The organism is Rossellomorea vietnamensis NBRC 101237 (genome assembly GCF_001591825.1).
Classification (GTDB): domain Bacteria; phylum Bacillota; class Bacilli; order Bacillales; family Bacillaceae_B; genus Rossellomorea; species Rossellomorea vietnamensis.
In genome coordinates, this window is sequence record NZ_BCVQ01000002.1 from 98,210 (window position 1) to 111,750 (window position 13,541).

Here is a 13,541-nt window from a genome sequence, read left to right on the forward strand (position 1 = left end):
GATCTTGCCTTGAAAGTATCAGTTGCACTTTGCACATATAACGGTGAAAGATATATTGAGGAGCAAATAACAAGTATTTTAAATCAGAGTATAAAACCCGATGAAATTGTAATTTGTGATGATAATTCAACAGACAGGACAATTCAATTAGCAAAAGGTATACTTGTAAATTCAACGATTGAATTTACAATCGAGGTTAATAATACTAATAAGGGTGTTATTAAAAACTTCCAAAAAGCAATTGAGTTGACAAAAGGTGATATTATCTTTTTGAGTGATCAAGATGATATATGGAATACCAAGAAGATTGAATTAATTAAAAGTGAATTTGAAAAAGACAAAACTTGTATGTTGACTTTTACAGATGCATATTTAGTAAATAGTAAAAGAGAAAAGCTTGGGGTTAACTTGTGGGATACTTTAGAATTCTCAGATCAAATGTTAAAAAATAGTAATCTACTAGATATCCTTTTAAATAGATGCATAGTTACTGGTGCAACTATGGCTATTAAACGTGAGTTATTCAATAATGTTAAACCATTTCAAGATTCTTGGATTCACGATGGTTGGTTGGCGATAAATGCCCCTTTGTATGGAACAGTTAAAGCTATAAAGATACCATTAATTGAATATAGACAACATGATAATAATGTAATTGGCGCAACAAAAGTGAATTATTTTGAAAGGGTAAAAAAATATTTCGAGAATATTAGTATTTTAGATAATGTGAGAAATACTCGATATAATAGATATAAAACATTTTATGATTTTAACTCAGAGAAGTTGGATAATGAAATGAAAAGTGATATTAGCAAATGTATTGCATTTTGGGATAATATGAGGAAAATGAGTAATGTTCATTTTCTTAAAGGATTAGTAATTATAGTGACAAATACTTTTCGTGGAAATTATAAAAGGTATTATACCGGGCTAAGAGGTGCAATCAGGGATGTTGTTTATTTATTTACAAGGAAGGTTGTGAAATAAATGTTAACAACATTAATAATTCTTATTTTAATATTAACTATTTTGGGTCTTACTTTTGTAGAAAAAAGAAAATATAAGACATTTCTATCTCCCTTCATTTTATTCTCAGTACCGTACCTAGTACTCATATTATATCAAGTTATAGTTACTAATATCTATAATTGGGAACCTGTTTCAGTAGTTTTTCTAATATATATTTTTCTGTATTTAGTTACATTCTATTTCGTTGGTACATTTTCTATTCACTTTTTCGAAGCATTTTATAAAAAGTACTCGATAAAAACTCAAATAAAATACGATAATTCCCTCCAATCTACAAGAACTAAAAATAAAGTAATTGAGATAATTAGTATAGTAGTGGCTGCTTATCTCATAATCTTTTTTATATTTCAAATGAGGGGTCTTCCAAATACCGGGATGGTAGTTCAAGAAGAATTCCAGAGCACATATTCTTCAGGATTTAACTTTTATCTTCGCCTCATCTGTATGATTGGTAGTGTTTATTTTTGGGGATTAGCCAATAAAAATAATAAAAGGTTTTTGTTATTAGGTTTCTTGTGTTTTATTCCTAACCTTTTAACTTTTGTAAAAGGTATAACATTTATTTTAATTTTGGGAGGAATTCTTGCTAATCTGTTTATATATAATAAAAAGGTTAAACCCAAAAATATACTATCTATTGTAGGTTCGGCCATAGCAGTGTTTTTTTTAATATATCTTATTGAAATAGGTGTATGGGATACTGAAAAGTTATTTGTAAAAGAAACTTATGAAAATATTTTTGGAAAACTAAATGTTTACCTAATTTCGGGAGTGCAATCATTTAATGTAAATGTTATTGGAAATCATAGTTTTCAAGGAATTCCCAATCCAGTATATGCTCCAGTGTTAAATATATTTTCAAAACTCGGCATAGTTGACAGGGTTGATTCTATTAATAATATATGGGTTAATGTTGGTTATATACCTAATTACGGAAACGTAAACGTAAATACAAATACGTTTATAGGGACACTAGTTTTATATTGTGGACCAATAATTGGTTTGTTTATTAATTCTTTAGTTTCAATAATAATTTATTACCTTTTCTATAGAACTATAAAAACAAGAAAGACAATTCAAATCGTCAGATACGCATTAATCGTGACAGGATTAGCACTGTCCTGGTTTGAATATTTTTATATGCATACATTTTGGTTTTATTTAATTGGCTTCTTTTTAATTTTTGAGTTGATTAATAAACTTAGAATTACACGATCTAAGTCTAGTGACTATTTAAAAAAATATAGTTCAGAACAGTCTTTGAGGAATTTTCAATGAGAAAAGCAGCAATACTGTTTATGTTGTTTACAATTCTATCTAAAATATTTGGTTTTGCTAGGGAAATTGTACTTGCATATTTCTTTGGTGCATCTAATGTTAGTGATGCCTATATAATTTCGAGTACAATACCAGTGATTATTTTTGGTGTAATTGGTGCTGGTGTTTCTACCGCATTTATTCCTTTGTACACTAGAATTAAGAATCTGCATGGAGATAGAGAAGGTATAAAATTTACTAATAATATTATTAATATATTTTTAATAATCACATCTATAATATTTATACTAAGCGAAATTTTCACCTCTGAATTAATAAATATATTTGCATCGGGATTTGTTGGAGAAACATTACATTTAACAGTTACTTTTACAAGAATTAGTTTAATTGGAATATACTTTTCGTGCTTAATATATATTTTAACTGGTTTCCTTCAAGTAAATAACCAATATAGTATAACTGTCCTAGTAGGCTTACCACTTAATTTAATAATTATTATTTCGATTATATTAAGTGCAAATACCAATGTATTAATTTTGGCAATTGGATCAGTCTTGGCAATTGCGGTACAATTATTTATCTTGTTAAGATTTGCATATAAAAAGGGATTTCAGTATGAATTTAGGATAAATATTAGAGACGTTAACGTAAAAGAAATGATCAATATTGCAATTCCTGTAATTATTGGTGTGTCAATGGATCAAATTAATGCTTTAATAGATAGAACTTTAGCGTCCCAAATAGTAATAGGGGGAGTTTCGGCACTAAATTATGCAAACAAACTTAATGGGTTTGTTCAAGGAATCTTTGTGTTATCTATAATAACAGTCTTATTTCCAAAGATATCAAAACTGGCAATAGAAAGAAAAGTCAATGACCTAAAAAAGTCAGTTTCTAATGCACTGGTATCGATTCAGTTACTAGTGCTTCCTATAGTTGCAATGCTTGTTGTTTTCACTAAACCAATTATTAGTCTGCTATTTGGTAGGGGTTCTTTTGATGAGCAAGCAATAACTTTAACATCAGATGCCTTATTTTATTATTCCTTTGGTATATTAGCGATAGGTCTTAGAGAGGTTTTAGCAAGAGTATTTTTATCTTTAAAAGATTCGAAAACACCCATGATAAACTCCTCAATTGCGATGTTATTAAATATTGTATTAAATTTAATTCTTTCAAAGTTCATGGGGATAGGTGGCTTGGCATTAGCAACTAGTATTTCGGCATTTTTTGCTACTTTTCTAATGTTTATTACCCTTCGAAGAAAAATTGGATCGTTTAATTTAAAAACGGTTATTTTTTCTTTTATAAAGATTTTAATTGCTACCTTTATAATGGCAATTATTTCTGTGCTTTGTTTTCAAAAAATATCGATACTTTGGTCTCAAAACCTTTCTCTTGTTATCTCTATAATAATTGGAGTAGTTAGTTATATTACTATTATTTACTTTATGAAAATAGATATTGTAAGTGAATTATTTCACTCTATAAGGACTAAGAAAAAGGGTTAACCGCATATAAACTATAAATGCATTGAATATGTAATTCCTATGGTATCTGAGTTTCTGTGTTTGAAATTCCAAAATAGATAACTTGATATTATATATATTTAGTAATAAAACGAAATTAGGTATACGGAGGTCATGTAATGAAAGGAATTATTTTAGCAGGAGGTAGCGGTACTCGCCTCTACCCATTAACAATGGTAACAAGCAAACAATTATTACCAGTATATGATAAGCCAATGATTTACTATCCACTATCAACTTTAATGCTTGCAGGCATCCAGGATATATTAATTATTTCAACACCTGAAGACACACCACGATTTGAGGCTTTACTCGGGAATGGGTCACAATTTGGTATAAATCTTGAGTATAAAGTGCAGCCGAGCCCTGATGGATTAGCTCAGGCTTTTTTAATTGGTGAAGAATTTATTGGTGCTGATTCCGTTGCTATGGTATTAGGTGACAACATCTATTACGGAAGTGGTATGAGGAAAATACTTCAACGTGCAGCAAATAAAGAAAATGGTGCTACCGTTTTTGGGTATCATGTACAAGACCCTCAACGTTTTGGGGTTGTCGAGTTTGATGAGAATGGAAAGGTAATAAGCGTGGAAGAAAAACCAGAAATTCCCAAATCTAATTATGCTATTACTGGTTTGTATTTTTATGATAACCGTGTGGTTGACATTGCAAAAAATGTAAAACCATCTGCACGAGGTGAACTCGAAATCACCTCTATAAATGAAGCGTATTTAAAACTAGGAGATTTGGATGTGGAATTATTAGGCAGAGGGTTTACTTGGTTAGATACTGGAACACATCAAAGCTTAGTTGAGGCAACAAATTTTGTTAAAACAGTTGAAGAGCATCAAGGGATTAAGATTGCTGCTCCAGAAGAAGTTGCATTTATTAATGGCTGGATTACAAAGGAACAGTTATGGGATTGTGGTGAAAAACTTAGCAAAACAGGATATGGTCAATATTTAATGAAAGTTGCAAATGGAGAAATAAAATATTAAGAATCGAAAGAAGTGAAAGAATGATGAAACTTACAAAAACTAATCTAGATGGTGTCGTTATAGTTGAGCCAAACGTATTTGGTGACCATCGTGGCTGGTTTATGGAGACATATAATGAGGCAAATTTGTTAAAAGCTGGAATAAATATTAAATTTGTTCAAGATAATCAATCATTTTCAGCGGCTAAGGGTACTTTAAGAGGATTACATTACCAACTTGATCCAAAAGCCCAAACGAAATTGGTACGTTGTACTAGGGGGGCAATTTATGATGTTGCTGTAGATATTCGAAAAGGTAGCCCTACTTATGGACAGTGGTTTGGGATTGAATTGACAGAACAAAATAAAAAGCAATTATTAATTCCAAAAGGATTTGCTCACGGGTTTATGACCTTAACTGAAAATGTAGAAGTGCAATATAAAGTGGATGAGCTTTATGCTCCAGAATGCGATCGTGGCATTATTTGGGATGATCCTACAATTGGAATCAAATGGCCTATGGATATAGACCCTATACTATCAGGAAAAGATGAAAAGGCACCGACATTAAATAATGCTGAGAATAACTTCAGTTATGGGGAGTAGTTATATGAAAGTGTTAGTAACTGGATATACTGGTCAGTTAGGTTACGATGTCGTACAAAGTGGTTTGAAAATTGGATTGAACATGGTGGGAATAGGCTCCAAGGATTTAGATATTACGAACGAAGCTGCAGTTACTCATTACGTTAAAGAAATGAATCCTGATGCAATTATTCACTGTGCTGCCTATACAGCAGTTGATAAAGCAGAGGATGATAAAAGTAAATGCTGGGATATAAATGTTGAAGGAACAAAGCACTTAGCTAAAGCAGCAAGAGATATAGATGCAAAGTTTTTATATATAAGTACTGATTATGTGTTTAACGGAGAAGGAGAATCACCATTCCGAGAAACGGATAAAACAAATCCTATTGGATATTATGGATTGACAAAATATGAAGGTGAAAAAGTAGTAAAACAACTGTTAGATCGCTGTTTTATCGTACGTATTTCATGGGTTTTTGGTATAAATGGAAATAACTTTGTTAAAACAATGCTTAAATTAGCAGAAACACGAAATGAATTAAATGTTGTAGGCGACCAAGTGGGTTCCCCTACTTATACATTCGATTTAGCTCGATTAATTATTGAAATGATCCAAACTGAAAAATATGGAGTTTATCATGCTTCAAACGAAGGTTTTTGTAGTTGGGCAGAGTTTGCTCAAGAAATATTCAGACAAGCTAATGCAGATGTGATAGTTAATTCAATTTCTACTGAAGAGTATCCAACTCGTGCCGTTCGTCCAAAAAATTCACGGATGTCAAAGCAAAAGCTGATCGAAAATGGCTTTCGTCCCTTACCAAAATGGCAAGATGCACTAGAACATTATTTAAATGAAATAAAACAAGAGGTGAAATAAATGTCCAGAAAGAAGATTCTCGTAACAGGTGGTGCAGGTTTTATTGGTGGTAATTTTGTTCAATATATGGTGGACAAGTATCCTCAATATGACATATATAATTTAGATTTATTAACTTATGCAGGGGATTTAACAAAGCATAAACATATTGAAACAAAAGACAATTATTACTTTGTAAAAGCGGATATTGCTGAACGTGAAACAATAATGGCTCTGTTTGAAAAAGAGAAGTTTGAATATGTTGTCCATTTTGCTGCAGAGAGTCATGTTGATCGTTCCATTACTGACCCAGGGATCTTCGTTCAAACAAATGTACTTGGTACGCAAATTTTGTTAGATGCGGCAAGAGCAGTTGAAGTAACAAAATTTGTACATGTCTCGACAGATGAAGTGTATGGTGAGTTAGATTTTGATCCAAGTACATTTTTCACAGAAGAAACACCATTACAGCCCAACAGTCCGTATAGTGCAAGCAAAGCATCATCTGATTTACTAGTTAGGGCATACCACGAAACATATGGATTACCAGTCAGCATTACTCGTTGTTCTAATAATTATGGACCGTATCACTTCCCGGAAAAATTAATTCCATTAACAATTTCTCGTGTCTTAAACGAACAAAAGGTACCAGTGTATGGCGATGGGAAAAACATCCGTGATTGGTTACATGTGAATGACCATTGTGCTGCGATTAATTTAGTTATGCATGAAGGGGTAAACGGAGAAGTATATAATGTTGGTGGTCATAATGAGAAAACAAATTTAGAGGTTGTTAAGACGATTATTAAAACGCTAGGTAAATCTGAAGAGTTAATAGAGTTCGTTAAGGATCGTTTAGGACATGATAAGCGTTATGCAATCGATCCTACTAAGTTAGAAAACTTAGGATGGAAACCGACTTACACTTTTGAAACTGGAATTGCTCAAACTATTCAATGGTACCTTGATAACACAGAATGGTGGGAGCAAATTATTAGTGGAGATTATCAGAAATATTTTGACAAGCAATATACCGTAAATAAATAGAGGTCATAATCTAAATATGGCTTAGGTAAGAGGTATCGAAACTTTGGAAGAGGTAATGTTCATATGAAAATTACGATCGCTGGAACGGGCTATGTAGGATTATCTAATGCAATATTACTTGCCCAACATAATGAAGTAATAGCCCTTGATATTATCCAGGAAAAAGTGGATATGATTAATAACAAAAGGTCTCCGATAATAGATAATGAGATTGAAGAATTCCTAGCAACAAAAGAATTAAACTTAACTGCGACAACGGACAATTATAAAGCATATAAAGATGCTGAATATGTAATTATTTCTACACCTACCAACTATGATCCGGAAAGAAATTATTTCAATACAAGGACTGTAGAAGCAGTTATTGCCAACGTTTTATCTATAAATCCAGATGCTGTTATGGTTATAAAATCGACCGTTCCGGTGGGTTATACAGAAGCAGTTCGAGAAAAGTTTGAGACTGAGAATATTATCTTTTCACCAGAATTCTTAAGAGAAGGTAAAGCATTGTATGATAACTTGTACCCTTCAAGAATTGTTGTTGGTGAACAGTCTGAAAGGGCAAAGATTTTTGCAGAGTTATTAGTTGAAAGTGCTCTAAAAGAAAATATAGATGTGTTGTTTACTAATTCAACAGAAGCAGAAGCTATTAAACTATTCGCAAATACTTATTTAGCAATGAGAGTAGCTTTCTTTAATGAGCTTGACTCCTATGCAGAAGTAAGAGGATTGGACACTAAGCAGATTATTGATGGAGTTGGATTAGATCCAAGGATAGGCACACATTATAATAATCCTTCATTTGGATACGGTGGGTACTGCCTTCCTAAAGATACAAAGCAACTACTAGCTAATTATGAAGATGTTCCAAATAATATCATGGCAGCAATAGTAGATGCCAACCGAACAAGGAAAGATCATGTTGCGGAGATGATAATTAGCAGAAAGCCTAAAGTTGTGGGGATTTACCGTCTGACTATGAAAATGGATTCTGATAATTTTAGGCAGTCAGCTATTCAAGGTGTGATGAAGCGTCTGAAAGCTAAGGGCATTGAGGTAGTTGTGTATGAGCCAGCACTTCAAGATAACACATTCTATAATTCTAGAGTGATTAATGACTTCGAAGAATTTAAGAGAGCATCAGATGTTATTGTTGCGAATCGATTATCAGATGATTTACGTGAAGTAGAGGATAAGGTATATACTAGGGATTTATTTAGTAGGGACTAGATAAAATTAAATTACCCGTTGGGCATAAAGCTCGGCGGGTATATTTGTTTTGTTGAATTATTATGTAAATAGGGGTGGAAATTGGGTCACTCCCCCCATATGCCTCCCACAAATATAGTAATAACTTAGGAAGAAGTGGCTCACTTTTGAAGTGATCGCTCTGGCTCAAATCAAAATTGACAAATACAATGATCAGGGAGCCTTTTATATGGGCTACCGTTTTTGTACTACACACTTTTAGGAGGAACAGGAGAAGCACCTTTGTCCCATTAATGATGAGAATTGGATGTTTAGATTTGAATTATTGAAAAAACCAGAAGATATACTTTCTAATTAAATAATAGGTTGAACTAGCAAAAGCCTAGAATCTAATCGAGAAAAACTGTCAAGTTTACTCGACTCTTCACATCCAATACATATTTAATCTAAAATGATAAAAACTACCAACTTCTTTGAGAGAAAATATCTGTTCTTAATTTTGAAATAGGTTTTACTAAATAATTTCCTGTGTTAAGATCTGTCCCGTAGATTAAATCAATCATTTCATTTTTATTAAATAGATTTCCATATTTATCTATGTACTCGTCAATTTGACTGTCATTAAACATGATGGCTTTTAATAGTATATCTTGTGCATCCTTAGTGTGAAAAGAATATTTATCATTTAATCTCAGTACATCAATATTTCTTTCAATTCTTTTATCGAGGGACTTTAGATTGATTTCTAGAAATTCAGGATCAAAAATCCCTTGTGCTGCCTTTAGTTTATATTCAAACTTTATCATGTTTTCAACACCATTTTCGTAGGGAGATACAGAAATGCCATTATTATGTTTTATATGATTACAACTATAACAAGCGGGAATAAGGTTATAAAAAGATAAAGCTAAGAAAGGATATTTGTCTTTCGGGAAAAAGTGATCGAATTGACAAGTTCGACGATGGCCTTTACTTCCATATGTAATGGAATTGATATAGTTACGATTACAATAGGGACAAGTATTTACCCCCAGTGTTTTGGCTAATTCTAATGAATTATAGTGGTTACTCCCTAGGTAGCTATCTTTAGGAGAAAAATTGTTTTTATAAACCCGTACCAACTTTTCTATGAAATCAGGATACTTTTTTTGTTTGTATTTATTCTTAATCTTTCTCATTGTTGGAACATCTGCTAGTAAAACAGTTTTAAAGCTAATGTTAAAATGGCTTTTCTTAAACCAATTATCAATTTCGTTATAATAATTTATTCCTCTGTATTCTTTATCCAGGTGTTCTTTAACTGCCTCGTAATGTTTATGGGCTATGGAGTCTAAATCCTTATTTTTGATTGATATCATTTTCTTCTTTTTTTCAACTCCTTTAATTTTTCTTCGTAAATTAATATCTCTTGCTCTATCGGATTTTCTATAAGTGGTATAAACATGTCAAGTAATTTTTTTCTTAATACCGGTTCGCCTATAAGTTTAATGATTTGGAGAGTTTCGTTTATCTCCTGCTCATCCAACTGACGACCACTATTAAGTTTCTTAATAACTCTTTTATCAATGATTTCAGAAGCGAATTCACCAATAGTTGACTTTAAGAAAAATTTATTAAATAGAAGTTTGTGGATATTATTGGCGAAGGTTTCCTCTCCATTTTTTTTAATAATGATGTCCCCATTGTGGTAATCCAAAGGAATAACATTATTACTGGGTAAGTCTGATGATAAGAAAGGCGAGTGTGTGGATAATATGATCTGATAGCGTTGATTCTTGTTCAGGGTTAGCTCATCTATAAAGTGAAATAACTCATTCATGAGCCTCCTGCACCATTCAGGATGCATAAAAGAATCCGGTTCATCTAATAAAATGATCATGTCCCCGCTATCAGCTTGTGTAGAATAAATGGATGTAAAAAGATTTAAAAATGTTTCTTCCCCTGCACTCAGATGACCAGTGGATATATTTAATTTAAAGTCATCTATAAAATTAGGATTAAGTGTATCTAACCATTGAAGAAATGAAGAGAACGGTTTGTTTTCTACAAACATGGGTATTTCTATTCCTTTCATAGTGAAATATTCTTCATTTAATGTAATGAGTTTAGATATATAATGGTTGAATTCTTCTAAGAAATTCGAAGAAAGACTAAGCTTCTTTCCTACATCAAGCTCTACAAATTGCTCCTTGAAAAGTTCCACTAATGACCTCAAAATTTCTTCACCAGACAAGCTTGTATCTATGTTTTTCACCTTATGTCCCAAGAGAGAATGGCCGCTATTCTCCTTAGTATTCGTTTGCCCATAGCTCTTATTTTCATTGGATGCCCTTGTAATATATAAGATCAATACTTTTAATACATATCCAATTAAGTAGGTATATTTAATTCCTATCCTTTTTATCATGTTGGGATTCTGTAGGAAATCTACAATTTCCCTCAGTTCCTTAAATACTTTTGTAAATCCAAGGTTATCTTGTATGGAAAACATAGTTTTCTCGATATTATTAAATAGTTTATTACTCTCTCCTTCCCTCTTTTTTAGATAATTAATAAGTGAATATTTATGGTAGTAACCAATTCGGTTGATATTAACGATTTTTCTAGACACCAAAATATCACTCGGTTGCTCATGATCCATTGCACTAGAATAAAACGTGTTTTTTAAGTAGATGATGGAGTTTCCGGATGCCTCTTTTGGTCGATTCGCTAATAGAATATTCCCTTTTACAGTATTTTTAAATAAACAGGATCGATAAATATCACCATGCTGAATACTTGTTTCAAATTTTCCTATTAAGTTTATTTTTTTCATTAATGCTTCGCTATTTCCTTCTATATAGTATGTATCAGCTTCAACATGATAGATCATAAAATATGAAGATTTTCGTTCATCTTCGTCATCTACGCTTTTTCTATTCATGGATAGTAGGTCCAGAATTCTCGTTTTACCTGTCCCATTCTTTCCTATCAACAAAGAAACATCAGATATATAATCGGGAAGAATTACAACACATTTAGGCTGTTTTGTAATTAGTAAGTGTATCTTCCCATTAACAACTTCGGTAGTCACATCGTGCGTACTAGATAAATTTAGTTCTAAGTTCTTTATTCCTCTGAAATTTTGAATATAACAATATATTAACTTCATTCTGTTTCAACCTTTCTAACATTTGTAATTAAGGGGCAGTAAGCGATTGTTCCATAGTACTATATTATCAATATATTGGTAAAAATTGTACGGAATTATAGAATATGAATTATTGGAAGTGAGCTTGATGACAAAGCGAGGGGAGAGATCACTGGCTTTTTGTTCTTTAAAGGGATCTTTCTTACTTAGAAACTATTTTATAAATATTTCTCTTCCCAGGGTGTCCTATTTCACTCCCACTCCCTATATAAACCATGAATAGACCAGAAGGGTGGAAGAGAAGATGAAATCAGGATGTCAGGTAGCGGATCAAATCGGGGAAATGGAAATCGTGGGGAATATCGTTCCTCATCTATGGTACAAAAACATTACCTTTTCAAGCGGGAAAGCCCATTTTGTGGCGATCACGTTACTCGCGGATATCGTGTATTGGTACAGGCCGACAATGATCAGAGATGACAGCGGGATGATCGTTGGGGCCAGGACGAAATTCAAGGGGGATATGCTTCAGAAGAGTTATCAGGCATTCTCGGATACATATGGATTTACGAAACGTCAGGTGAAGGATGCCATTGATTTTCTGGTGGAGCATCATTTGCTGATTCGGGAGTTCAGGACGATTTCGTCTTCCAGCTTGATTTTAAACAATGTAATGTATGTGCAGCCGGTCGCTGGGAATGTGAAACGGGTGATGGAGGAACGGTGTAACGTGTCAGACATCGTTTCTATTTGCCCACCTGATACGCCGGAACGTACCACGTCATCCCTTTCGACGGATGGCCTATCACCTCAAGCGGAGGGGGCTCCTCGGGTGGAAGAGGGGACGTATACAGAGAGTACTTCTAAGAGTTCTTCAGAAAAGAATGAACAACAACAAAGCGCAGCCGAGTGTCCGGTGTCCTTTTTCAAAGACAATGGATTCGGCCGGATTGGGACGTATATCCAGGAGAAAATCAAAAGCTGGTGTGACAGTCTTTCTGAAAGCCTTGTGGTGGAAGCGATGAAGCGGGCGGTCGAGCAGGGGAAGCAGTACTGGAGCTATTGTGAAGCGATCCTGGTGAAGTGGGATCAGTTGAAGGTTCGGGATGTGGAGGATGCGAGGACGAGAGAGTTTCAGGGAAGGTTTGAGAAGCACTCTAAGCGAAACGTGCGCAGCGGGACGAGGAAGTCGGTTCGAACGGAAATGCTGCCGGATTGGTTCACGAGTGAATCAGATGACGTTCTTGAGATTGCCGACGAAGAGTTTGAAGCGGAGAAAGCCCAACTGATGGAAGAGTTGAAAGTGTATCGTGAGCGCGGGGCCGTCATGTGAAATGAAAATAAATGAAAAAAGTTTTTTTGATGGTGTCCTCCTGAACCGGATTTCTGTATATAAAGGGTGAAGGGGGAGATGAACATGGATCAAACAGTTTGGATAAAGGATGAAATGGTGGATCATGAGGTGTATCGAAACCCGGCGGACTTGCGGGTGTATGTGTGGCTTCTGCTTCGTGCAGGACAAGATGGAACGTATATTCACGAAAATAGCAGGATGTTACATGACATGAGTGAGTCGCTTTGGTATTACAATGGGAAGAAGCTGGACTGGTATTCGCGGGAATGGATCAGGGATTGTCTCGTTAGGTTGGAGGGGTATGGATTGATTCGGAATATTGAGGATGGGGTTGTGGTGACGTATAGGGATGGGGAGGGGCCGCCGGGGAGTTAGACAAACGTTTGGTTGGAAGTCAGAGGGACGGGTCGCTAAGCTGCAAGCATATGGTGAGCAACGGACCATTGCTGTCAGTGTAAGCGGTAGTAGAAGAAAAGAACGGTTTCATGGTATTGAATAGGATAGGACTCATGACCATTATCTTTTAGTCATGAGTCCGCCTGTTT

At 33.9% G+C, this 13,541-nt stretch carries 12 protein-coding genes; 10 read left to right on the forward strand and 2 right to left on the reverse strand.

Annotated features, from left to right (window positions below):
• Positions 1 to 9 precede the first annotated feature (9 nt).
• The 8 genes from BVI01S_RS01640 to BVI01S_RS01675 all read left to right on the forward strand — a co-directional run bounded on the left by BVI01S_RS01640 (position 10) and on the right by BVI01S_RS01675 (position 8,533).
• The gene (locus BVI01S_RS01640) at positions 10 to 987 is read left to right on the forward strand and encodes a glycosyltransferase family 2 protein (RefSeq protein WP_061808972.1); all 978 of its coding nucleotides are present in this window, start codon (positions 10 to 12) and stop codon (positions 985 to 987) included.
• Positions 988 to 2,307 carry an O-antigen polymerase gene (locus BVI01S_RS01645; RefSeq protein WP_061808973.1) on the forward strand — a complete coding sequence of 440 codons (1,320 nt, stop codon included), beginning with the start codon at positions 988 to 990 and terminating at the stop codon, positions 2,305 to 2,307.
• Positions 2,304 to 3,818, forward strand: coding sequence for a murein biosynthesis integral membrane protein MurJ (gene murJ / locus BVI01S_RS01650; protein ID WP_061808974.1), 1,515 nt, complete (start codon positions 2,304 to 2,306; stop codon positions 3,816 to 3,818). Before BVI01S_RS01645 ends, murJ begins: the two co-directional genes overlap by 4 nt.
• 137 nt (positions 3,819 to 3,955) lie before the next feature.
• Complete coding sequence (gene rfbA / locus BVI01S_RS01655) at positions 3,956 to 4,834, forward strand: glucose-1-phosphate thymidylyltransferase RfbA (RefSeq protein ID WP_061808975.1); 879 nt, start codon at positions 3,956 to 3,958, stop codon at positions 4,832 to 4,834.
• 23 nt (positions 4,835 to 4,857) lie between these two features.
• Positions 4,858 to 5,418 (forward strand): dTDP-4-dehydrorhamnose 3,5-epimerase, encoded by a 561-nt coding sequence (gene rfbC, locus BVI01S_RS01660; RefSeq protein ID WP_061809052.1) that lies wholly within the window; start codon positions 4,858 to 4,860, stop codon positions 5,416 to 5,418.
• A 4-nt stretch (positions 5,419 to 5,422) separates the two neighbouring features.
• Entirely contained in the window at positions 5,423 to 6,277 is an 855-nt protein-coding gene (gene rfbD, locus BVI01S_RS01665) for a dTDP-4-dehydrorhamnose reductase (protein ID WP_061808976.1), read from the forward strand.
• Entirely contained in the window at positions 6,278 to 7,303 is a 1,026-nt protein-coding gene (gene rfbB / locus BVI01S_RS01670) for a dTDP-glucose 4,6-dehydratase (RefSeq protein ID WP_061808977.1), read from the forward strand.
• A 63-nt stretch (positions 7,304 to 7,366) separates the two neighbouring features.
• Positions 7,367 to 8,533, forward strand: coding sequence for a nucleotide sugar dehydrogenase (locus BVI01S_RS01675; protein WP_061808978.1), 1,167 nt, complete (start codon positions 7,367 to 7,369; stop codon positions 8,531 to 8,533).
• Positions 8,534 to 8,973: 440 nt separating this feature from the next.
• Here BVI01S_RS01675 and BVI01S_RS01680 read toward each other — a convergent pair whose 3' ends face one another.
• Together BVI01S_RS01680 and BVI01S_RS01685 are read right to left on the reverse strand one after the other, a co-directional pair.
• A complete protein-coding gene (locus BVI01S_RS01680; RefSeq protein ID WP_061808979.1) occupies positions 8,974 to 9,870 on the reverse strand; it encodes an HNH endonuclease in 897 nt (298 codons plus the stop codon).
• A complete protein-coding gene (locus BVI01S_RS01685) occupies positions 9,867 to 11,663 on the reverse strand; it encodes an AAA family ATPase (protein WP_061808980.1) in 1,797 nt (598 codons plus the stop codon). The genes BVI01S_RS01680 and BVI01S_RS01685 overlap by 4 nt, the downstream gene beginning before the upstream one ends.
• A 283-nt stretch (positions 11,664 to 11,946) precedes the next feature.
• On the opposite strand from BVI01S_RS01685, the gene BVI01S_RS01690 reads away from it, so the two are divergent.
• A complete protein-coding gene (locus tag BVI01S_RS01690) occupies positions 11,947 to 12,975 on the forward strand; it encodes a DnaD domain-containing protein (RefSeq protein ID WP_061808981.1) in 1,029 nt (342 codons plus the stop codon).
• A gap of 84 nt (positions 12,976 to 13,059) precedes the next feature.
• Positions 13,060 to 13,371 carry a hypothetical protein gene (locus BVI01S_RS01695; RefSeq protein WP_061808982.1) on the forward strand — a complete coding sequence of 104 codons (312 nt, stop codon included), beginning with the start codon at positions 13,060 to 13,062 and terminating at the stop codon, positions 13,369 to 13,371.
• Positions 13,372 to 13,541 lie beyond the last annotated feature (170 nt).